The organism is Polaromonas sp. P1_F2 (genome assembly GCF_056405735.1).
Genome location: NZ_JBFUBN010000002.1, coordinates 228593 through 250339, shown reverse-complemented (window position 1 = coordinate 250339; position 21747 = coordinate 228593). Strand labels below are relative to the sequence as shown.

Here is a 21747-nt window from a genome sequence, read left to right as displayed (position 1 = left end):
CCGGCTTTGCCGGACCGCAGATATCGCCCCGGCAGGGGGGAAGGTGCTACACGCAGTGAGCGTCCGACGGGGGTTGCGCCTATTCGACGGGGGTTACGTCATCCTCACGGGGATACCCCGTTCCGCCATATGCTGCTTGGCCTGCTGCACCGTGTATTCGCCGTAATGAAAAATGCTGGCGGCCAGCACTGCGTCGGCACCACCGGTCTGGATACCGTCGGCCAAATGCTCAAGGTTACCGACCCCACCCGAGGCGATCACCGGCACGCTGACGGCATCGCTCACTGCGCGGGTCAGGGCCAGGTCGAAGCCCGACTTGGTGCCGTCGCGGTCCATGCTGGTCAGCAAAATCTCGCCGGCGCCGCGCCGTGCCATGTCGGTGGCCCAAGCCACGGCGTCCAGGCCGGTGTTTTTGCGCCCGCCATGGCTGTAGACGTCCCAGCCCGGGCCCACGGGTTCACCGGCGGGGGTCAGGCGTTTTTCGTCTTCCGCATTGCGGCGCTTGGCGTCAATCGCGACCACGATGCACTGTGATCCGTATTTGGCCGACGCGTCGGCGATCACCTGCGGATTGGCGATGGCGGCCGAGTTGAAGCTGGTCTTGTCGGCCCCGGAATTGAGCAAGCGGCGCACGTCTTCGACGGTGCGCACACCACCGCCCACGGTGAGGGGAATAAAGACCTGCGAAGCCACGGCCTCGATGATGGGCAGGATCAGGTCGCGCCCATCGCTGGTGGCCGTGATGTCGAGGAAAGTGAGTTCGTCGGCGCCCTGCTCGTTGTAGCGCGCGGCGATTTCCACCGGGTCGCCTGCGTCACGCAGTTGGGTGAAATTAACGCCCTTGACCACGCGGCCGCCAGTGACGTCAAGACAAGGGATGATTCGTTTGGCGAGCATTTGGGTTCAGTGGACCTGGCGGTGGTTGGAGATGTCTCTAGACATTCCTAGCCGTTCAGCTCGTCAGCGCGGGCCTGCGCTTTCTCAAAATCGAGGTCGCCGCTGTAAATTGAGCGCCCGCAGATCACGCCTTCCACGCCCTCTTCCTCGACTTCACAGAGCTTTTCGATGTCGGCCATGTTCGAAAGGCCTCCAGAGGCGATCACGGGAATCGTCAGCGCCTGGGCCAGCTTGACGGTGGCATCGATGTTGATGCCGGTCAGCATGCCGTCGCGGCCAATGTCGGTGTAGATGATGGATTCGACGCCGTAGTCCTGAAACTTCTTGCCCAGGTCTATGACCTCATGGCCGGTCATCTTGCTCCAGCCGTCGGTGGCGACCTTGCCGTCCTTGGCGTCCAGGCCGACGATGATGTGGCCGCCGAAGGCGGTGCAGGCGTCCTGCAGGAAACCCGGGTTCTTGACGGCGGCCGTGCCGATGATGACGTAGCGCAGGCCGGCGTCGAGGTAGCGCTCGATGGTGTCCAGGTCGCGGATGCCGCCGCCCAGCTGCACGTCGATTTCGCTGCCCACTTCGGCCAGGATCTGCTTGATGGCCGCCTCGTTCTTGGGCTTGCCCGCGAAGGCGCCGTTCAGGTCCACCAGGTGCAGGCGCCGCGCGCCCTTGTCGACCCAGCTGCGCGCCATGGCGGCCGGGTCTTCGCTGAAGATGGTGGATTGATCCATGTCGCCCTGTTTGAGGCGGACGCAGTGACCGTCTTTCAGGTCAATCGCGGGGATGAGTAGCATGTGGCGGTAAAAAAGACGGTAAAAAAAGAAACGGGTGCTCAGGGTAACAAAAAGCGGGAAGCCCCGATACCGGGTCTGACCCAAGGCGGCTGTAAGTGGCTACGGGTTCCAGTGCAGGAAATTGCGGTACAGCGCCAGCCCGTGGTCGGCGCTTTTCTCGGGGTGGAACTGGGTGGCAAAAATATTATCGCGTGCAATCGCCGCCGCGAAGCGCGCGCCGTAATCGGCCTCGCCGGCGATGTGGTGCGCATCCGACGGGCGGGCATAAAAGCTGTGCACGAAGTAAAAGTAGGCGCCGTCGGGCACGCCGGCCCAGACCGGGTGGGGGGCTGTGCCCGCACCATTTTGGTAAACCTGGTTCCAGCCCATCTGCGGCACCTTGTAGCGGCTGCCGTCGGGCTGCGTCCTGCCCGCCAGTTCGAACTTGACGACCTGGCCGGGAATCAGCCCCAGCCCGGCTGTGCCCACGCCGCCGTCGCCGGGCTGGCCTTCGTCGCTGTGGCTCAGCAGCATTTGCATGCCCACACAGACGCCGAACAGCGGTTTGTGGGCCGCCGCGTGCAGCACCGACTCCAGCATGCCGGAATCGGCGAGCTCGCGCATGCAGTCTGCAATGGCGCCCTGGCCGGGCAGCACGATGCGCTCGGCTTCCATCACGTCTTCGGCCCTGGAGGTGACCAGCACCTCAAAGCCGCTGCCCGCCGCCACGTGGCGCACGGCCTGCGAGACGGAATGCAGGTTGCCCATGCCGTAGTCGACCACGGCCACTGTTTTGGGTTTTGCCATCAGGGTTAAGAAGGGTTGGCTATGAATTTAAGGGCTGCCGGCGCCCATTGGTAGGGGGCGAGGCCAAAAACAAAAGTGGGTTTCGGCGCGGCGGCTTTGGGAAGAAGCTTAAAGCGAGCCTTTGGTCGAAGGAATCACACCGGCCGCGCGCGGGTCTATTTCCAGCGCCATGCGCAGCGCGCGGGCAAAGGCCTTGAACACGGTCTCGGCCTGGTGGTGGGCGTTTTCACCCTTGAGGTTGTCGATGTGCAGGGTCACGAAGGCATGGTTCACAAAGCCCTGGAAGAACTCGTAGGCCAGTTGGCTGTCGAAGGTGCCGATCATGCCGCTCTTGAAGGGCACGTGCATCTCCAGGCCCGGGCGGCCCGAAAAATCGACCACCACGCGCGATAGCGCCTCGTCGAGCGGCACATAAGCGTGGCCGTAGCGGCGCAGACCTTTTTTGTCGCCCACGGCCTTGGCCACGGCCTGGCCCAGCGTGATGCCCACGTCTTCCACCGTGTGGTGGCCGTCAATGTGCAGGTCGCCCTTGGCCTGGATGTCCAGGTCGATCAGCCCGTGGCGGGCGATCTGGTCCAGCATGTGGTCGAAAAAGCCTATGCCCGTGGACAGGCTGGCCTTGCCGGTGCCGTCCAGGTTGAGCTTGACGGTGATCTGAGTCTCCGCCGTGTTGCGCGAAACTTCGGCCGTCCTGGGCGCAAGGGGGGCGATGGAAACAGGTGTGGGGGTAGTCATAGGGATTTTTCAAGCGCCGCCAGCATTTGCGCGTTCTCGTCCGCGGTGCCGACCGTCAGGCGCAAACAATTGGCCAGCAATGGATGCATTTTAGAAACGTTTTTAACCAGCACCTTGTGCGATTTCATGCCATCAAAGGTTTTGGCCGCATCGGGCACGCGCACCAGGATCATGTTGGCATCGCTTTTCCAGGTTTTGACACCTCTGGACGCCATGCCGGCCAGCGCGTCCATCAGCGCGGCGCGCTGGGCCACTAGGTCCTGGGCCTGGGCGGCGAATTCTTCCTGGTGCTCTAGCGCGAACAGTGCGCATTCGTAGTTGAGCACGCTGATGTTGTAGGGTGGGCGCACCTTGTCGACCTCGGCAATCAGGGCCTTGGGGCCCATCATGTAGCCGAGGCGTACGCCGGCCAGGCCGAACTTGCTCAGGGTGCGCATCAGCAGCACGTGGCCATGTTTGGCGATACGGTCGATATAACTTTTGCTTGAGAACGGCTGGTAAGCCTCGTCCATCACGACCAGCCCCGGCGCCGCTTCAACGATCTTTTCGATCACCGCGTCGTCCCACAGGTTGGCCGTGGGGTTGTTCGGGTAGGCCAGATAGATGATGGAGGGCTGGTGTTCCTTGATGGCGGCCAGCATGGCGGCTTCGTCCAGCTCAAAGTCGGCCGTCAGCGGCACGCCGATGAATTTCAGGCCCTGCAGCTGCGCGCTCATGCCGTACATCACAAAGCCCGGCAAGGGCGCCAGTATCGAGCCGCCTTCCACGTCGCAGGCCATGGCCAGCAGCGAAATCAGCTCGTCCGAGCCGTTGCCCAGCATGATGTCGAAGCCCTCGGGCATGCGCGCGTAATCGGCCAGCGCACGGCGAAGGTCGTTGACCCGGCCGTCGGGGTAGCGGTTCAGCGCCAGCGCGCCCAGGCGCTGCCCCAGCTTGGCCTGCAGCGCCGCGGGCAGGCGGTGCGGGTTCTCCATGGCGTCAAGCTTGACCATGCCGGCCGAGTCCTGGATGGCGTAGGCGTGCATGGACTGCACGTCCTGGCGTATCAGTTTTTTGAGCTTGTTATCCAACAGAGGGGCAGGCAGGGTCATGCAAGGGGCTCCAACAGTTCAACGCCGGTTTTAAAAGGATTGATCACCTGGACACCACCATAGTGCTGCTCATGCGCCAGGTCTTCGCTGAGCAGGTAGCGGCAACCCAGGTGCTGGGCCGCCGCGACCACCAGGCTGTCCCGGTAATCCAGGCCATAGCGGCTTTCCACCGCCCAGGCGGACTCGACGGTGGCGTGGTCGGTCAACCAGGGCTGCCAGAGTTCATAGCGGCGCACTTCAGCGCGCGCATCGCCCGCAGGCATGGGTGGCTGGATCTTGCGCGTGGCCAGCAAGTAAAACTCATTGAGCACCTGCGTGCTGGTGCGGCCCAACCCGCGTCGCCACAACACGGTCAGCCAGGCCAGCGCGGCTTGCTGCCGGGCAGGGTCGGCGCCGTCTTCGCTGTAGACCAGGATGCTGGCGTCCACAAAAACGTTGTTCGAAGCCTCGCTCATGCGCCAGCCTCATCCAGGTCGACACGCCTGGGGTAGGGCTGGCCGTCGGACACCCACAGCCGGTCCTTGTTTTGCCAGTCGTGCATGGCGCGCTGGTAGGCGTCGGTGCGCTGCATCTTCTCGGCCAGCATCTCGCCCACCAGGCGCGAGACGCTGGTATTGCGCCGCGCCGCCTCGATGCGCGCCCATTCCAGGGCGGCATCGTCGACGGTGATGGTGACGTTCTTCATGGTTCAAAGTTTACACGAATTTCGTGTTGCACGAATTTCGTGTTGCCTTCAGCACCCACGCAAGATTGCAGAATCGGCTAGCAAGCGCTTTTCTGTATGAAAACGGAACCCGTGGGCATGCTCATGTTGGCCACATCCTTGCGATTCAGGAGTTCCCTGAACAAGGGATCCACAAAAAGCTTCACGCACTCGCCGATCTGGAAAGTGCCGCTCACAGGAAGCGTTAGTGACAAGGTGTTTGAAACGGACACCACGATAGAACTCACATCGCGATTGCCTTGCCGCGCATCAATTGCGTTGGCCAGCAAAACACCGGCATAGCCGCCAGCCACCGTCGCGCTACTTTGCTGAACCGAACTCAAGCCCTGGTAAGGAGGCGCAGATACCTGAGAGATCACGCCGGGCAACTCAATCGCATTGGGAGGTTTCTCCGAGGGTTGAACCACGGAGGCGCAACCCTGCAACACGGTCAACACCATGCAGGCAACCAAGACTAGAGCCGACGATCCGAAAATACGCGTCATTGCCGGCTCAATCGAGCTTGAGCCGCATCTCGGCCGCCCGCGCATGCGCCTGCAGGCCTTCGCCGTAAGCCAGTTCGGCGGCGATCTTGCCCAGCACCTGGGCGCCGGCTTCGCTGACTTCGATCAGGCTGGAGCGTTTCTGGAAGTCGTAGACGCCCAGCGGTGAGCTGAAACGCGCCGTGCCGCTGGTGGGCAGCACATGATTCGGGCCGGCACAGTAGTCGCCCAGCGATTCGCTGGTGTAGGCGCCCAGGAAGATGGCGCCCGCGTGCTTGAGCAGGGGCTCCCACTTGTGCGGGTCGCGGCTGGAGACTTCCAGGTGTTCGGGTGCGATGCGGTTGCTGATCGCACAGGCCTCTTCCATGCTGCGTGTGTGGATCAGCGCGCCGCGCCCGCTCAGGGACTTGGCGATGATCTCGGCGCGCGGCATTTCGGGCAGCAGGCGGTCTATGGCGGCCTGCACGGCATCGATATACGCGGCGTCGGGGCACAGCAGGATGCTTTGGGCCAGTTCGTCGTGTTCGGCCTGGCTGAACAAGTCCATGGCCACCCAGTCGGCCGGTGTGCTGCCGTCGGCCAGCACCAGGATTTCCGAGGGGCCGGCGATCATGTCTATGCCCACCGTGCCGAAGACGCGCTTCTTGGCGCTGGCAACGTAGGCATTGCCGGGGCCGGTGATCTTGTCGACCTTGGGCACCGTTTGTGTGCCATAGGCCAGCGCGGCCACGGCCTGCGCGCCGCCTATCGTGAAAGCGCGGGTCACGCCGGCCACGTAGGCGGCGGCCAGCACCAGGGCGTTTTTCTCGCCTTTGGGCGTGGGCACGACCATGATGATTTCGCCGACGCCGGCCACGTGCGCCGGGATGGCGTTCATCAGCACCGACGAAGGATAAGCGGCCTTGCCGCCGGGCACATAGATGCCGACGCGGTCCAGCGGCGTGACCTTCTGGCCCAGCAGGGTGCCGTCTTCGTCGCGGTAGCTCCAGCTTTCGCCGCTGGCTTTCTTCTGGGCCTCGTGGTAGCTGCGCACGCGGCGCGCGGCGGCTTCGAGTGCATCGCGCTGCGCCGCCGGGATCGCATCAAACGCGGCCTTCAGCTCGGCCTGCGTGAGTTCCAGCTGGCCCATGGCGGCCGCGTCCAGGCCGTCAAAGCGCGCGGTGTATTCCAGCACCGCCGCATCGCCACGCTGCTGCACGTCGGCCAGGATGTCGGCCACGCGCTGTTCGATGGCGGCGTCGGTGTCGGCGGACCAATGCAGGCGCGCCTTGAATTCCGCCTCAAAGTTGGCGGAAACGGTGGACAGGCGGGCGGGTGCGGCGGTCAGTGTCATGGGTCAGGATTTTCGCGAGGAGGCCGTGGCGGCCGAAAGGGCATCAATGAGCTGGCGGATCGGCTCTTGTTTGAGCTTGAGCGCGGTCTGGTTGACAACCAGATGCGAGCTGATGTCCATGATGCGCTCGACTTCGACCAGATGGTTGGCCTTGAGCGTGCTGCCGGTGGAGACCAGGTCGACGATGGCGTCGGCCAGGCCCGTGAGCGGCGCGAGTTCCATGCTGCCGTAGAGCTTGATCAGGTCGACGTGCACGCCCTTGGTGGCGAAGAAGTCGCGCGCGATCGCCACGTATTTGGTGGCAACTTTCAGGCGCGAGCCCTGGCGCACGGCGGCGGCGTAGTCAAAACCCTCGCGCACCGCCACGCTGATGCGGCATTTGGCGATCTGCAGATCGAGCGGCTGGTACAAGCCCTGGCTGCCGGACTCGAGCAGGGTGTCCTTGCCGACCACGCCGATGTCGGCGCCGCCGTACTGCACGTAAGTGGGCACGTCGGTGGCGCGCACCAGCACCACGCGCACGCCGGGCTGGTTGGTGTCCAGGATCAGCTTGCGGGATTTTTCGGGGTCGTCCAGCACCTCGATGCCGGCCGTTTTCAGCAACGGCAGGATGTCGTCGAAGATGCGGCCCTTGGACAGCGCTAAGGTGATCATGCTTTGACTCGCTCTATGTCGGCGCCGATTCCACGCAATTTCGCTTCCATCTGGTCGTAGCCGCGGTCCAGGTGGTAGATCCGGTCCACCAGGGTTTCGCCTTCGGCCACCAGGCCGGCGATCACCAGGCTGGCGGAGGCGCGCAGGTCGGTGGCCATGACGGTGGCACCGGACAGCTTTTCGACGCCTTCCATGACCGCGACCTTGCCTTCGATCTGGATCTTGGCGCCCAGGCGCACCATCTCGTTGACGTGCATGAAGCGGTTCTCAAAAATCGTCTCGGTCACCGTGCTGCCGCCCAACGCGATGGCATTGAGCGCCATGAACTGGGCCTGCATGTCGGTGGGAAAGCCTGGGTACTCGGTGGTGCGGAAGGACTGCGCCTTCATGCGGCCGCTGGCCTGGATGCGGATAAAACCCTCGCCCGCCGTCACGATGGCGCCGGCTTCGCGCAGCTTGTCGATCACAGCGTCGAGGTGGTCGGCGCGGCCGTGCTTGAGCACGACGTCGCCGCCGGCGGCCGCCACGGCGCACAGAAAGGTGCCGGTCTCGATGCGGTCGGCCACCACCTGGTGGGTGCAGCCGTACAGGCGTTCCACGCCCTGGATGCGGATGCGGCGCGTGCCGTGGCCTTCAATTTTCGCGCCCATCTTGATAAGCATTTCGGCCAGGTCGCCGATTTCCGGCTCTTGCGCGGCGTTTTCCAGGATGGTCTCACCCTCGGCCAGGCTGGCGGCCATCAGGAAGTTCTCGGTCCCGGTGACGGTCACCATGTCGGTGGTGATGCTGGTGCCTTTGAGCCGCCCTCTTTCGCCATTCGGGCCGGCCGGCAGCTTGGCCAGCATGTAGCCGTGCTCCACCGCGATCTCGGCGCCCATGGCCTGCAAACCTTTGATGTGCTGGTCCACCGGGCGCGAGCCGATGGCGCAGCCGCCCGGCAGCGAAACCGTTGCTTCGCCGAAGCGCGCCAGCAACGGGCCCAGGGCCAGCACGGAGGCGCGCATGGTCTTGACCAGCTCATAGGGCGCCTCGGGCGAGCTGAGCTTGCCGGCGTTGATGCGCACCGTGCCGTCGTCACCGCGTTCGGCCTCGACCCCCATGTTGCGGATCAGCTTGAGCATGGTGGCGACGTCCTGCAGGCGCGGCACGTTGCGCAAGGTAACGTCGTCGGCCGTCAGCAGCGCGGCGCACAGCTCGGGCAGCGCGGCGTTCTTGGCGCCAGAAATCTCAACCGTGCCTGCCAGCGGCTTGCCGCCCTTGATGAGTAGTTTGTCCATGTTTTTTCAGTTCGCGTTGCCGTTATTGTTGATTGTTGGCCCATTCGGCCGGCGTATAGGTTTTCATCGACAGCGCATGCACCTCGTCGGTCTGCATGCGGCCGCCCAAGGTGGCATAGACCTTCTGGTGGCGCTGGATCAGGCGCTGGCCTTCAAAGGCGCTGGAGACCACAGTGGCATACCAGTGGCGGCCGTCGCCCGACAGCTCGAGGTGCTCGCAGGGCAGGCCCGCGGCGATGATGGATTGGAGTTCTTCGCTGGTCATGTTTTGTGCTCAGTCAGTGCCGTATTTTGTAGCCGGTGCGCAGCAGGTTGACGGCGACGGCGCTGACGGCCAGCAGGGCCGTTGCCACGATGCCCAGGCTCAGCCAGGGCGAGACGTCGCTGACGCCGAAAAAGCCGTAGCGGAAGCCGTCGATCATGTAGAAGAAGGGGTTCAGGTGGCTGACCTTCTGCCAGAAAGGCGGCAACGAGTGGATGGAGTAAAACACGCCGCTCAGGAAGGTCATGGGCATGATGACGAAATTCTGGAAGGCCGCCATCTGGTCGAACTTCTCGGACCACAAGCCGGCGATCACGCCAAGCGCGCCCAGCATGGCGGCGCCCAGCACCGCGAACAGCACAATCCACAGCGGCGCCACAAAAGCCGGTTGGCCGAAAAATACGGTGACGGCGAACACGCCCACGCCCACCAGCAGGCCGCGTGCGACCGAGGAGCCCACATAGGCGAAAAACCAGTGCCAGTGCGACAGCGGCGTGAGCAGCACAAACACCAGGCTGCCCATGATCTTGCTCTGGATCAGCGAGGAGGAGCTGTTGGCGAAGGCGTTCTGCAGCACGCTCATCATCACCAGGCCGGGCACCAGGAAGGCGGTGTAGCTGACCTGGTTATAGACCTTCACCTGGTCTTGCAGCACGTGGCCGAAGATCAGCATGTAGAGCACGGCGGTCAGCACCGGCGCCCCCACCGTCTGGAAACCCACCTTCCAGAAGCGCAGGGTCTCTTTGTAGAGCAGGGTTTGCCAGCCGGTCATGTTGCTACTTTCGCGAGGTCTACCGCCACGGCCGTACTCTCGCCGGCCGGCTTTTTGTTCATGACATCAAGGAAGACATCTTCCAGGTCGGCTTTGCGGATTTCAACGTCCTCAGCCACCAGGCCCGCCTCGCGGATGGCTGCGAGGTATTGTTCAATTTCGTTCGCGTTGTGGGCCGGGAACTGCACGATGCGGCCGGTGATACGGGCCTGCACAGCCAGGTGCGTGGGCAGTTCGCTGTCGATCTTGAAACGCAGCACGTTGGAAGACGCCGCCTTGAGCAGCTCGGAGGTCTGCGCCAGCGCCACCACCCGGCCCTGCTTGAGCATGGCGATGCGGCTGCACAGGGCTTCGGCCTCCTCGAGGTAATGCGTGGTCAGCAGCACGGTGCTGCCCTGCTTGTTGAGTTTGGCGATGAACTGCCACAGGGTCTGGCGCAGTTCGACGTCAACGCCGGCGGTGGGCTCGTCGAGCACGATGACCTGCGGCTTGTGCACCAGGGCCTGCGCCACCAGCACGCGGCGCTTCATGCCGCCCGAGAGCTGGCGCATATTGGCATTGGCCTTGTCGGCCAGGCCCAGGCTGACCAGCAGTTCATCGATCCAGTCGTCGTTGTGCTTGATGCCGAAATAGCCGGACTGGATGCGCAGCGCCTCGCGCACCGAGAAAAAAGGGTCGAACACCAGTTCTTGCGGCACCACGCCGAGCTTGCGTCTGGCGTTGGCATAGTCGGTCAGCACGTCGCTGCCGTGCACCTTGACGCTGCCGCCGCTGGCGCGCGACAGGCCGGCCAATATGCTGATGAGAGAGGTTTTCCCCGCGCCGTTGGGGCCCAGCAAGCCAAAAAATTCACCCTGCCGGATATCGAAACTGACGTCGTCAAGCGCCTTGACGACGGGACCTGTCTGATTTCGCGCGGAGGAGTAGGTTTTGGAGACGGACTGGAATGAGATCGCTGGCATGAGCCCGCCATTTTAAGGGCTGATGCCGTTTTTCAACTGGGCGCGCCGTGCAATGCCCTTGGCGGGACCGCCTTGGGGACCAACGGCGGACAGTGGCGGGTGAAGCGCCTCAGGCCTGGGCGGCCGGAATCAACTCAGCCACGCCATAGAGGCCGGCCAGCTGGCGCAGGCGAGGCGGCAGGCCCGCCACCGAAAAATCCTTGCCGGCGGCCAGCGCTTCGCGCCGGCATTCGAGCAGCACGGCCAGGGCGGAAGAATCAAATTCCTTGAGCGCACCGGCGTCCGCCACCACCCCGGCCGGCTGGGACAGCACGGCCTGCTTCAGACCGCGGGCAAAACCTGCGGCTTCGGCATGCGTGAGGATGGGGGGGAGCGTCAGCACCGGCAGCGCGTCCGCTCAGGACTTCTTGGCGCTTGCGCCGCTGTTGGACTGGTTGCGCTGCACCAGAGAGGCGATCAGGCCGTCCACGCCCTTGGTGCTGATTTCCTGGGCAAACTGGGTGCGGTAGGTTTCCACCAGCCACACGCCGAGCACGTTCAGGTCATAGATCTTCCAGCCTGTGGGGGTTTTTTCCATGCGGTAGTCGAGCTGGACGGGGTCGCCACGGCCCAGCACTTCGGTACGCACCACCACTTCGGTGTCGGCGGGCTCCGCACGCAGCGGCTTGACGCTGACGCTCTGGTCGCTGACCTGTGCGAGGGCGCCTGAATAGGTGCGGATCAACAGGATCTTGAACTCGTCCTGCAGCTTCTTTTGCTGCTCGGGCGTGGCCTGGCGCCAGTTGCGGCCCACAGCCGCCGCCGTCATGCGCGTGAAGTTCACGTTGGGCATGATCTTGCTGTCCACCAGGGACAGCACTTTGGTCAGGTCGCCGGCTTTCACGGCTTTATCGGTCTTGATGTTGTCCAGCACTTCGGCCGACACGCGTTTGATCAGTGCGTCGGGGGCCTCGTCGGCGGCGGCACGCGCGAAAGGTGCGGCGGCCAGCAAGGCCAGGCTGAGGGTGGCGGTTAACAAATGGCCAAGGGTTCTGCGTTTCATGGTGCTCCTTCGGTGTCGAAACCCGGTATCAACTTCATGGCATCGGGTTGATGCATGACACGCTGAAAGCCGGTGTTTCGAAGGTATTTTGCGGGATTGTTTCCGGACTGGGGATGAAGTTATTCGGCAGTCTTGTAAATATTGGCGCTACCAGGCCTTCTCAAGGCCTGGTTTTGGCCCTGTTCAAGCTTGTTTCACCTGCTTACTTGGCCGCCGGCGCGGGTGCGGGCGTGGCCTGCGCGCCCTCAGGCAGGTCAAAGCGTTCTTCCTTTTCCACCGTCCCATTGCCGATCAGGCTGTTGCGGCGCTGCTGGTAGATATCACGGGTAAAACTGTATTTGTCCAGCGCTGCCTGGTCCAGCACGTCACTGGCGCCCAGCAGGTTGGCGCGGACATTGACCACGCGCAGCGTCGTCAGGGTATTGCGGACACGGACATTGCTGGCCTGGGTGACCGCGTCCATCTGGGAGTCCACCAGCAGGCCGGCGGTATCGCGAACCGAGGAGGAGCCCAGCACGGGCAGCACCAAGTAAGGACCCGATCCCACGCCCCAGACACCCAGGGTCTGGCCGAAATCTTCCGAGTGTTTCGGAATCTTCATTTCACTGGCCACGTCAAAAATGCCGCCCAGGCCCCAGAGGGTGTTGGTGGTGACGCGGAACAGGCTGTCGGCGGCCGCTTCGCCCTTGCCCTGCAGCAGGTTGTTGACCATGGACCAGACATCGGAAATGTTGCCGAAGAAGCTGGTGACGCCGGTGCGCACAGGCTGGGGTGTGACGTCGCGGTAGGCGGTGGCCACGGGCTTGAGGACGGTGCGGTCCAGGCCTTCGTTGAAGCCGAACATGGCCCGGTTGAAGGGCTCCAGCGGATCGGACGGATTGGCGCCGGGGCCGGTTGCGCATCCCTGAAGCAGCGCTACTGCGAGAGCAGCGCCGGCCCACCCTGTTGATTTTTTCATTGTGTTGTTGCTTGTCATTTTTTTTCTGTCGTCGCTGGTGGCGGCGCAGACCCTGATCCGGAACTGCTATCCGCCGCTTTACTGTATAAAAACTGGCTGATCAGATTCTCAAGTACTACGGCAGATTGCGTGTTTTTGATCACGTCTCCCGCCGCGAAATTTTTCTCGTCCCCGCCGGCCTCCACTCCGATGTACTGCTCGCCGAGCAGGCCGCTGGTCAAAATCTTGAGCGAGCTGTCTTTGGGAAACACATAACGGCTTTCCATCGCCAGGCTTACGCTCGCTTGGTAGGACTTGTCGTCGAAAGTGATATTTTCAACCCGCCCGACCACCACACCGGCACTTTTAACCGCGGCGCGCGGTTTCAGGCCGCCAATATTGTCGAATTTCGCCGTGATCTTGTAAGAAGTGTCGAAATTCAGTGAAAGAAGGTTGGCGGATTTGAGCGCCAGGAACAGGATGGCGGCGCCCCCAATCAGGACAAACAGGCCAACCCAGAGATCATTTTTGGAGCGTTGCATGGTTCTTCTTTCAGTGGCCCCGAAGGGCTGCCCTGCACCGACCATTCAACAAGGCGAACACTGGATCGGTGGATTTTCTCATGGGCGGATTAAAAATGTTTTAGGGTGGTTGAAAGGCCGGATCAGAGGCTGAACATCGACGCGGTAAGCAGGAAATCCAGCCCCAGCACGGCCAGCGAAGCCACCACCACGGTGCGCGTGGTGGCGCGCGAGACGCCTTCGGGCGTGGGCTGGGCCTCAAATCCCTGGTGCAGGGCCACAAAGGTGACGGTCACGCCGAACACAAAACTCTTGATGATGCCGTTGCCCACATCGCGCCAGACGTCCACGCCGGACTGCATCTGGCTCCAGAAGGAGCCGGCGTCTATGCCGATCATGACCACGCCGACCAGCCAACCGCCAATGATGCCGACAGCGCTGAACACCGCAGCCAACAGCGGCATGGCAATGACGCCACCCCAGAAGCGCGGCGCCAGGATGCGGCGTATCGGGTCGACCGCCATCATTTCCATGGCCGACAGCTGCTCGCCGGCCTTCATCAGGCCGATTTCGGCGGTCAGGGCCGTGCCGGCGCGGCCGGCGAACAGCAGCGCGGTGACCACCGGCCCGAGTTCGCGCACCAGGCTGAGCGCCACCAGCAGGCCCAGCGCCTCGGCCGAACCGTAGCGCTGCAGCGTGTAATAGCCCTGCAGGCCCAGCACAAAACCCACAAACAGGCCGGACACCGCGATGATGGCCAGTGAATAGTTGCCCAAAAAGAATATCTGGTCCCGCACCAGGCCAAAGCGGGCCAGGGCCGGTCCGGTCAGGGCCACCAGCCGCGACATCAGCCGCGCGGCATAACCCAGGTCGACCAGTTGCCTGCGCACCACAAAACCGAGGTCGGACACCAGGCCGACGGGACTGTAGCGGCTCATGCGCGCTCCTTTTTGACTGCTTCCGCATTGCCGAAGTCGGCCTCCACGCCCGGCCCGGGGTAATGGAATTTCACGGGGCCCTCGCTCTCGGCGTTGACGAACTGGTGCACCAGCGGGTCCGTGGAATGCCTGACCTCGTCGGGCGTTCCCTGCGCCGCGATGCCGCCGTTGGCCAGGATGATGACCTTGTCGGCGATGCGGAAGGTTTCTTCCAGGTCGTGCGAGACAACAATGCTGGTGATGCCCAGGGTATCGTTGAGCTGGCGTATGAGCTGCGCGGCGGTGCCCAGCGAGATCGGGTCCAGCCCGGAGAAGGGCTCGTCGTACATGATGAGTTCGGGGTCCAGCACGATGGCGCGCGCCAGCGCCACGCGCCTGGCCATGCCGCCGGAGATTTCGCTCGGCATCAGGTCGCGCGCGCCGCGCAGGCCCACGGCATTGAGCTTCATCAGCACGATGTCGCGGATCAGGCGCTCGCCCAGCGCGGTGTGCTCGCGCAGCGGAAAAGCCACGTTGTCGAACACGCTCAGATCGGTGAACAGCGCGCCGAACTGGAACAGCATGCCCATGCGCCGGCGGGCGAGATAGAGTTCTTCCTGCACCAGCTGGCCGACGTCCTTGCCGTCAAACAGGACGGCGCCGCCGGTGGCCTTCTGCTGGCCGCCAATCAGGCGCAGCACGGTGGTCTTGCCGCCGCCCGAGGCGCCCATCAGCGCGGTGACCTTGCCGCGGGGGACGGACAGGGTGACCTTGTCGAGGATGACGCGATCGCCGGCCGAACCCGGGTAGGAGAAGGTCACATCCTTGAATTCAACCAGTGATGAAGCGGAGATGTCGGCCATGGGGCAAAAGGAAAGCCGACGAAGGCGCCGGCGGATGCTAAGGGAATGCCCTAATGATACGGGGTTTGGCCCGACCCATCCCGGGAAGTAATACCCGCCGGTAATACCGTGGGGTCTCCGCCCTGTTCGCCTTGCGGCGCAGGCCATCGCGCATCCAGGCAAACGCCTGGATTTCCTTAACCGCCGGATATGGCGTTCAACAGGGCGTTTAGCGAGGCAAGTCGCTATAACCCATCAGGAACTCATCCACCGCACGCGCGGCCTGGCGGCCTTCCCGAATCGCCCATACAACCAGGCTTTGCCCACGGCGGATATCGCCGGCGGCGAACACCTTGGGCACGTTGGTGGCATAACCGCCGGTGAAATCCGTGCTCGCCTTGGCGTTGCCGCGGTTGTCTTTTTCAACGCCGAAGGCTTCCAGCACGGAAGCCACCGGCGAGACAAAGCCCATGGCCAGCAGCACCAGGTCGGCCTTGAGGGTCTGTTCGGAGCCGGGCACCTCGACCATCTTGCCGTCTTTCCACTCGACGCGAACGGTCTTCAGGCCGGTGACCTTGCCCTTTTCGCCGATCAGTTCCTTGGTGGAGATGGCGAACTCGCGCTCGCAGCCCTCTTCATGCGACGAAGAGGTGCGCAGCTTGATCGGCCAGTAAGGCCAGGTCATGGGGCGGTTTTCTTCTTCGGGCGGCTGGGGCATCAGCTCGAACTGGGTGACGCTGACGGCGCCGTGGCGGTTGCTGGTGCCCACGCAGTCGGAGCCGGTATCACCGCCGCCGATCACGATGACGTGCTTGCCGTCAGCGCGCAACTGGCCCTTGACCTTGTCGCCGGCATTGATCTTGTTCTGCTGGGGCAAAAATTCCATGGCGAAATGCACACCGTCCAGGTCGCGGCCGGGCACGGGCAGGTCGCGCGACTGCTCGGCGCCGCCGGTCAGGATCACGGCGTCAAAGTCTTTTTGCAGCTGCTCGGGGCTGATGCTTTCCTTGGCCCAGTTGGTGACTTTCGAGTCCTTGGGCAGGCTGCCGACCATCACGCCGGTGCGGAAATTCACGCCTTCGGCCTTCATCTGCTCGACGCGGCGGTCGATGTGGACTTTTTCCATCTTGAAGTCGGGGATGCCGTAGCGCAGCAGGCCGCCGATACGGTCATTCTTCTCGAACAGGGTCACCTCGTGGCCGGCGCGCGCCAGCTGCTGGGCCGCGGCCATGCCGGCGGGGCCGGAGCCGACGACGGCGACCTTCTTGCCGGTCTTGTGTTTGGGCATCACCGGCTTGACCCAGCCTTCGGACCAGGCGCGGTCGATGATGGCGTGCTCGATGGATTTGATGCCGACGGCGTCGTCGTTCACGTTCAGCGTGCAGGCGGCCTCGCAGGGCGCCGGGCAGATGCGGCCGGTGAATTCAGGGAAGTTGTTGGTGCTGTGCAGCGTGTCGATCGCGTTCTTCCAGTCGGCGCGGAACACCATGTCGTTGAAGTCGGGAATGATGTTGTTGACCGGGCAGCCGTTGTTGCAAAACGGCGTGCCGCAGTCCATGCAGCGCGCGGCCTGCTTGTTGGCCTGCGCGTCGTCCAGCCCGATGACGAATTCGCGGTAGTTCTTCAGGCGCTCCGGCACGGGCTTGTAGCCCTCCTCGACGCGCTCGTATTCCATGAAGCCGGTGATTTTTCCCATGATGAGGTCCTGTGCAATTCTTCTTTAAGCGTTTCCGGCTGCCGGCCCATGCATCATGGGCGCGGGCAGTTCCGGTTCAATGCAAGCGTGGGGCTTGGCGGCCTACTTGGCGGCTACCGCTTCCTGGTTGGTGGCGACCTGGGCCCGGGTGGTCTCGGTGGCTGCTTCCAGGCGACGCTCCTTGCGCTCGATCAGGGCCCGCTTGTACTCGTTCGGGAAGACCTTGACGAACTTCAGGCGCGACTCGCTCCAGTTGTCCAGCAGTTCGCGCGCGCGCTTGCTGCCGGTCCAGCGGTTGTGGTCCTGTAGCAGGCGCTTGAGCAGTTCCTCGTCGCTTTCGCCCGCGTGCCAGTCGGCCTTGTCATGGGTGTGCTGTTCGGCCGTGGTGACGATGCGGTCCATGGAGACCATGGAGGTGTTGCAGCGCGTGGCGAACAGGCCATCCTCGTCGTACACATAGGCCACGCCGCCGCTCATGCCGGCGGCGAAGTTGCGGCCGGTCTTGCCCAGCACCGCGACGGTGCCGCCCGTCATGTATTCGCAGCCGTGGTCGCCCGTGCCTTCGACTACCGCCGTGGCGCCCGAGAGCCGCACGGCAAAACGCTCGCCGGCCACGCCGCTGAAGAAGGCCTCGCCGGTGGTCGCGCCGTAGAGCACGGTGTTGCCGACGATGGTGTTCTTCACCGCGTCGCCGCGGAAGTCGATGCTGGGGCGCACCACGATGCGGCCGCCTGACAGGCCCTTGCCGGTGTAGTCGTTGGCGTCGCCTATCAGGTACATGGTGATGCCCTTGGCCAGGAAAGCGCCGAAGGACTGGCCGCCCGTGCCTTCCAGCTGAATACGCAGGGTGTCGTCGGGCAGGCCCTGCGGGTGGTGGCGCGTCAGCTCGCCCGACAGCATGGCGCCGACGGTGCGGTTGACGTTGCGCGCCACTTCGATGAACTGGACTTTTTCGCCCTTTTCAATCGCGGCTTTCGATTTTTCGATCAGGCGCACGTCCAGCGCCTTGCCGAGCGCATGGTCCTGCTCCATGACATGCAGGCGCGGCACGTCGGCCGGCACGTTGGGCTGGTAGAACAGGCGGCTGAAATCCAGGCCGCTGGCCTTCCAGTGCTCGATGCCTTTTTGCGTGTCCAGCAGGTCGGCACGGCCGATCAGGTCGTCGAACTTGCGCACGCCGAGCTGTGCCATGAGCTGGCGCGCCTCTTCGGCGACGAAGAAGAAGTAGTTGACGACGTGCTCGGGTTTGCCGCTGAATTTCTGGCGCAGCACCGGGTCCTGCGTGGCGACACCGACCGGGCAGGTGTTGAGGTGGCACTTGCGCATCATGATGCAGCCTTCGACCACCAGCGGCGCGGTGGCGAAACCGAACTCGTCGGCGCCCAGCAGCGCGCCGATGATGACGTCGCGGCCGGTTTTCATCTGGCCGTCGGCCTGCACGCGGATACGGCCGCGCAGGCGGTTGAGCACCAGGGTCTGCTGGGTTTCGGCCAGGCCGATTTCCCAGGGAGAGCCGGCATGCTTGATGGACGACCAGGGCGAGGCGCCCGTGCCGCCGTCATGGCCGGCGATCACCACGTGATCGGACTTGGCCTTGGCCACACCCGCCGCGATGGTGCCGACGCCGACTTCGCTGACCAGCTTGACGCTGATGCTGGCGCGCGGGTTGACGTTCTTCAGGTCGTGGATCAGCTGGGCCAGGTCCTCGATCGAATAGATGTCGTGGTGCGGCGGCGGCGAGATCAACCCCACGCCGGGCACCGAGTAACGCAGCTGGCCGATGTATTCGCTGACCTTGCCGCCGGGCAGTTGGCCGCCCTCACCCGGCTTGGCGCCCTGCGCCATCTTGATCTGGATCTGGTCGGCCGACACCAGGTATTCGGCCGTGACGCCGAAGCGGCCCGACGCGACCTGCTTGATGCGCGAGCGCAGCGAGTCGCCGTCCTGCAGCGGCAGGTCGACCTCGACCTGTTTCGGGCCGATCACGCTTTTCAGCGTCTCACCCTTCTTGATCGGGATGCCCTTGAGCTCCTGCCGGTAGCGGTTCGGGTCTTCACCGCCCTCGCCCGTGTTGCTCTTGCCGCCGATGCGGTTCATGGCCACGGCCAGCGTGGCATGGGCTTCGGTGCTGATGGAGCCCAGCGACATGGCGCCGGTGGCGAAACGCTTGACGATGTCCTTGGCAGGCTCGACTTCATCAATCGGGATGGCCTTGGAAGGGTCGATCTTGAACTCGAACAGGCCGCGCAAGGTCATGTGGCGGCGATTCTGGTCGTTGATCAGCTGGGCGTATTCCTTGTAGGTGTTCCAGTTGTTGGAACGCGTGGAGTGCTGCAGCTTGGCGATCGCGTCGGGCGTCCACATGTGGTCTTCGCCGCGCACGCGCCAGGCGTATTCGCCGCCGGCGTCCAGCATGTTGGCCAGCACCGGGTCGTCGCTGAAGGCGGCGCGGTGCATGCGCAGCGCTTCTTCGGCGATCTCGAACACGCCCATGCCTTCGACCTGACTGGCGGTGCCGGTGAAGAACTTGGCCACGGCATCGCGGTTCAGGCCGATGGCCTCGAACAGTTGCGCGCCGCAGTAGCTCATATAAGTAGACACGCCCATCTTGGACATGATCTTGGACAGGCCCTTGCCGATGGCCTTGGTGTAGTTGTAGACGGCTTTCTCGGTGCTGAGGTCGCCCGGCAGGCCCTTGGACAGCTCGGCCAGGGTTTCCATGGCGAGGTAGGGATGCACGGCTTCGGCGCCGTAACCGGCCAGCACGGCGAAGTGGTGCACTTCGCGGGCCGAACCGGTTTCGACCACCAGTCCGGCCGTGGTGCGCAGGCCTTCCTTGACCAGGTGCTGATGGATGGCCGACAAGGCCAGCAGCGCCGGGATGGCGACCTGCGTGGCGTTGATGCCGCGGTCGCTGACGATCAGGATGTTCTTGCCGTCCTTGATCGCGTCGACCGCCTCGGCGCACAGCGACGCCAGCTTGGCCTCGACGCCTTCGTGGCCCCAGGCCAGCGGGTAGGTGATGTCCAGGGTGTAGCTCTTGAACTTGCCCTGGGTGTGCGACTCGATGTCGCGCAGCTTCTGCATGTCGGCAACGTTGAGCACCGGCTGGCTCACTTCGAGCCGCATGGGCGGGTTGACCTGGTTGATGTCCAGCAGGTTGGGCTTGGGGCCGATGAAGGACACCAGCGACATCACGATGGCTTCGCGGATCGGGTCGATGGGCGGGTTGGTCACCTGTGCGAACAGCTGCTTGAAGTAGTTGTACAGCGGCTTGTTCTTGTTCGAGAGCACGGCCAGCGGGCTGTCGTTGCCCATGGAGCCGGTGGCTTCCTCGCCGTTGGCGGCCATGGGGGACATCAGGAATTTGATGTCTTCCTGGGTGTAGCCGAAGGCCTGCTGCCTGTCGAGCAGGGGGATGTCGGAAACGGCGGGCACGGTCACCGGAGCAGCCTTTGCAGCCTTGCCGGCCACGTCGTCCAGCTTGATGCGCAGGTTTTCGATCCACTGCTTGTAGGGCTTGCTGTGCGCCAGCGTGGCCTTGATTTCCTCGTCGTCGATCATGCGGCCCTGTTCCAGGTCAATCAGGAACATCTTGCCGGGTTGCAGACGCCATTTGCGCACGATCTTGTGCTCGGGAATCGGCAGCACGCCCGATTCCGAGGCCATGATGACCAGGTCGTCGTCGGTCACGCAGTAGCGCGAAGGGCGCAGGCCGTTGCGGTCCAGCGTGGCGCCGATCTGGCGGCCGTCGGTGAAGACGATGGAGGCCGGGCCGTCCCAGGGCTCGAGCATGGCGGCGTGGTATTCATAGAAGGCCTTGCGGCGCTCGTCCATGGTGGTGTGCTGTTCCCAGGGCTCGGGAATCATCATCATCACGGCCTGGCTGATGGGGTAGCCGGCCATGGTCAGCAGTTCCAGGCAGTTGTCGAAGGTGGCGGTGTCGGACTGGCTGGCAAAGCTGATCGGGTAGAGCTTTTGCAGGTCGGCGCCCAGCACCGGCGAGGACATCACGCCTTCGCGCGCCTTCATCCAGTTGTAGTTGCCCTTGACGGTGTTGATCTCGCCGTTGTGCGCGACGTAGCGATAGGGGTGGGCCAGCGGCCACTCGGGGAAGGTGTTGGTGGAAAAGCGCTGGTGCACCAGACCGAGCGCGGAAACGCAGCGCGTGTCGGTCAGGTCGCGGTAGTAGGTGCCCACTTGGTCGGCCAGCAGCAGGCCTTTGTAGACCACCGTGCGGCTGGACATGCTGGGCACGTAATATTCTTTGCTGTGCGTCAGACGCAGGTTCTGGATGGCGGCGCTGGCGGTCTTGCGGATAACGTAGAGCTTGCGCTCCAGTGCGTCTTGGACGATCACGTCGTTGCCGCGGCCGATGAAGATCTGCCGCAGGATGGGTTCTTTTTCGCGCACGGTAGGTGACATGGGCATGTCGCGGTTGACCGGCACGTCGCGCCAGCCCAGCAGCACCTGGCCTTCGGCCTTGACCGCGCGCTCAAGGGCTTGCTCGCAGGCCAGGCGGGAAGCGTGCTCTTTGGGCAGGAAGACCATGCCGACGCCGTATTCGCCGGGCGGCGGCAATTGCACGCCCTGCCCGGCCATTTCTTCGCGGTACAGCGCATCGGGCAGCTGAATCAATATGCCGGCGCCGTCGCCCATGAGTTTGTCAGCCCCCACTGCGCCCCGGTGGTCGAGGTTTTCGAGAATTTTCAGGCCTTGCTGGACGATGGCATGGCTTTTGTGCCCCTTGATGTGCGCCACGAAACCGACGCCGCAGGCATCGTGCTCATTGGCTCCGGAGTACAAACCGTTTTCTTCAAAATGCTTGATTTCAGCAGCCGTGGTCATGGCAATTCCTCGTCGGTTGGGGATGACGGCGATGCAGGGGTGGCCTCGAAAAAAGGCCGGCAACGCTTCCATCCGCAAGGTTCATAATTTTTCGCAGGGAATGGGAGCATAGTGCACTGCAACAACAATGCCAAGCACTTTAAATGGGGTCAGATACAGATTAAAGATCGATTAAATTAAT

General features: G+C 63.6%; 22 protein-coding genes. All 22 read right to left on the bottom strand.

Annotated features, from left to right (window positions below):
- Window positions 1–93: 93 nt before the first annotated feature.
- The 22 genes from hisF to AC1D0O_RS04900 all read right to left on the bottom strand — a co-directional run bounded on the left by hisF (window position 94) and on the right by AC1D0O_RS04900 (window position 21566).
- Window positions 94–897, bottom strand: coding sequence for an imidazole glycerol phosphate synthase subunit HisF (gene hisF, locus AC1D0O_RS05005; protein ID WP_477652450.1), 804 nt, complete (start codon window positions 895–897; stop codon window positions 94–96).
- A 47-nt stretch (window positions 898–944) separates the two neighbouring features.
- The gene (gene hisA / locus AC1D0O_RS05000; protein ID WP_332700223.1) at window positions 945–1685 is read right to left on the bottom strand and encodes a 1-(5-phosphoribosyl)-5-[(5-phosphoribosylamino)methylideneamino]imidazole-4-carboxamide isomerase; all 741 of its coding nucleotides are present in this window, start codon (window positions 1683–1685) and stop codon (window positions 945–947) included.
- A 99-nt stretch (window positions 1686–1784) separates the two neighbouring features.
- Complete coding sequence (gene hisH, locus AC1D0O_RS04995; RefSeq protein WP_477652449.1) at window positions 1785–2471, bottom strand: imidazole glycerol phosphate synthase subunit HisH; 687 nt, start codon at window positions 2469–2471, stop codon at window positions 1785–1787.
- A gap of 108 nt (window positions 2472–2579) precedes the next feature.
- A complete protein-coding gene (gene hisB / locus AC1D0O_RS04990) occupies window positions 2580–3206 on the bottom strand; it encodes an imidazoleglycerol-phosphate dehydratase HisB (RefSeq protein ID WP_477652448.1) in 627 nt (208 codons plus the stop codon).
- Window positions 3203–4297, bottom strand: a complete 1095-nt coding sequence (gene hisC, locus AC1D0O_RS04985) for a histidinol-phosphate transaminase (RefSeq protein WP_477652447.1) — start codon at window positions 4295–4297, stop codon at window positions 3203–3205. The genes hisB and hisC overlap by 4 nt, the downstream gene beginning before the upstream one ends.
- A complete protein-coding gene (locus AC1D0O_RS04980; protein WP_477652446.1) occupies window positions 4294–4752 on the bottom strand; it encodes a PIN domain-containing protein in 459 nt (152 codons plus the stop codon). Before AC1D0O_RS04980 ends, hisC begins: the two co-directional genes overlap by 4 nt.
- A complete protein-coding gene (locus AC1D0O_RS04975; protein WP_436157475.1) occupies window positions 4749–4982 on the bottom strand; it encodes a CopG family transcriptional regulator in 234 nt (77 codons plus the stop codon). Before AC1D0O_RS04975 ends, AC1D0O_RS04980 begins: the two co-directional genes overlap by 4 nt.
- Before the next feature lie 77 nt (window positions 4983–5059).
- A complete protein-coding gene (locus AC1D0O_RS04970) occupies window positions 5060–5506 on the bottom strand; it encodes a hypothetical protein (protein ID WP_477652445.1) in 447 nt (148 codons plus the stop codon).
- Between the two features lie 7 nt (window positions 5507–5513).
- Window positions 5514–6836, bottom strand: coding sequence for a histidinol dehydrogenase (gene hisD, locus AC1D0O_RS04965; protein WP_477652444.1), 1323 nt, complete (start codon window positions 6834–6836; stop codon window positions 5514–5516).
- A gap of 3 nt (window positions 6837–6839) precedes the next feature.
- Window positions 6840–7490 (bottom strand): ATP phosphoribosyltransferase, encoded by a 651-nt coding sequence (hisG, locus tag AC1D0O_RS04960; protein WP_477652443.1) that lies wholly within the window; start codon window positions 7488–7490, stop codon window positions 6840–6842.
- Window positions 7487–8767, bottom strand: a complete 1281-nt coding sequence (gene murA / locus AC1D0O_RS04955; RefSeq protein ID WP_477652442.1) for a UDP-N-acetylglucosamine 1-carboxyvinyltransferase — start codon at window positions 8765–8767, stop codon at window positions 7487–7489. The genes hisG and murA overlap by 4 nt, the downstream gene beginning before the upstream one ends.
- Before the next feature lie 22 nt (window positions 8768–8789).
- Window positions 8790–9032, bottom strand: coding sequence for a BolA family protein (locus AC1D0O_RS04950; protein WP_436157480.1), 243 nt, complete (start codon window positions 9030–9032; stop codon window positions 8790–8792).
- 13 nt (window positions 9033–9045) lie between these two features.
- Window positions 9046–9801 (bottom strand): ABC transporter permease, encoded by a 756-nt coding sequence (locus tag AC1D0O_RS04945; RefSeq protein WP_007868150.1) that lies wholly within the window; start codon window positions 9799–9801, stop codon window positions 9046–9048.
- Complete coding sequence (locus tag AC1D0O_RS04940) at window positions 9798–10763, bottom strand: ABC transporter ATP-binding protein (RefSeq protein WP_477652440.1); 966 nt, start codon at window positions 10761–10763, stop codon at window positions 9798–9800. Before AC1D0O_RS04940 ends, AC1D0O_RS04945 begins: the two co-directional genes overlap by 4 nt.
- A gap of 109 nt (window positions 10764–10872) precedes the next feature.
- Complete coding sequence (locus tag AC1D0O_RS04935) at window positions 10873–11145, bottom strand: STAS domain-containing protein (protein ID WP_477652439.1); 273 nt, start codon at window positions 11143–11145, stop codon at window positions 10873–10875.
- Window positions 11146–11160: 15 nt separating this feature from the next.
- Window positions 11161–11805 carry an MlaC/ttg2D family ABC transporter substrate-binding protein gene (locus tag AC1D0O_RS04930; RefSeq protein WP_477652437.1) on the bottom strand — a complete coding sequence of 215 codons (645 nt, stop codon included), beginning with the start codon at window positions 11803–11805 and terminating at the stop codon, window positions 11161–11163.
- Window positions 11806–12007: 202 nt separating this feature from the next.
- Window positions 12008–12763: an MlaA family lipoprotein gene (locus tag AC1D0O_RS04925; protein WP_477652435.1), complete on the bottom strand. Its 756-nt coding sequence runs from the start codon at window positions 12761–12763 to the stop codon at window positions 12008–12010.
- A 14-nt stretch (window positions 12764–12777) separates the two neighbouring features.
- On the bottom strand, window positions 12778–13284 hold the full coding sequence (mlaD, locus tag AC1D0O_RS04920; protein ID WP_436157486.1) for an outer membrane lipid asymmetry maintenance protein MlaD: 507 nt from the start codon (window positions 13282–13284) through the stop codon (window positions 12778–12780).
- Window positions 13285–13406: 122 nt separating this feature from the next.
- Complete coding sequence (gene mlaE, locus AC1D0O_RS04915) at window positions 13407–14201, bottom strand: lipid asymmetry maintenance ABC transporter permease subunit MlaE (RefSeq protein WP_477652434.1); 795 nt, start codon at window positions 14199–14201, stop codon at window positions 13407–13409.
- The gene (locus AC1D0O_RS04910) at window positions 14198–15043 is read right to left on the bottom strand and encodes an ABC transporter ATP-binding protein (RefSeq protein ID WP_477652433.1); all 846 of its coding nucleotides are present in this window, start codon (window positions 15041–15043) and stop codon (window positions 14198–14200) included. Before AC1D0O_RS04910 ends, mlaE begins: the two co-directional genes overlap by 4 nt.
- A gap of 208 nt (window positions 15044–15251) precedes the next feature.
- Window positions 15252–16718 (bottom strand): glutamate synthase subunit beta, encoded by a 1467-nt coding sequence (locus tag AC1D0O_RS04905; protein ID WP_477652432.1) that lies wholly within the window; start codon window positions 16716–16718, stop codon window positions 15252–15254.
- Between the two features lie 102 nt (window positions 16719–16820).
- Window positions 16821–21566, bottom strand: a complete 4746-nt coding sequence (locus AC1D0O_RS04900) for a glutamate synthase-related protein (RefSeq protein WP_477652431.1) — start codon at window positions 21564–21566, stop codon at window positions 16821–16823.
- Between the last annotated feature and the right edge of the window lie 181 nt (window positions 21567–21747).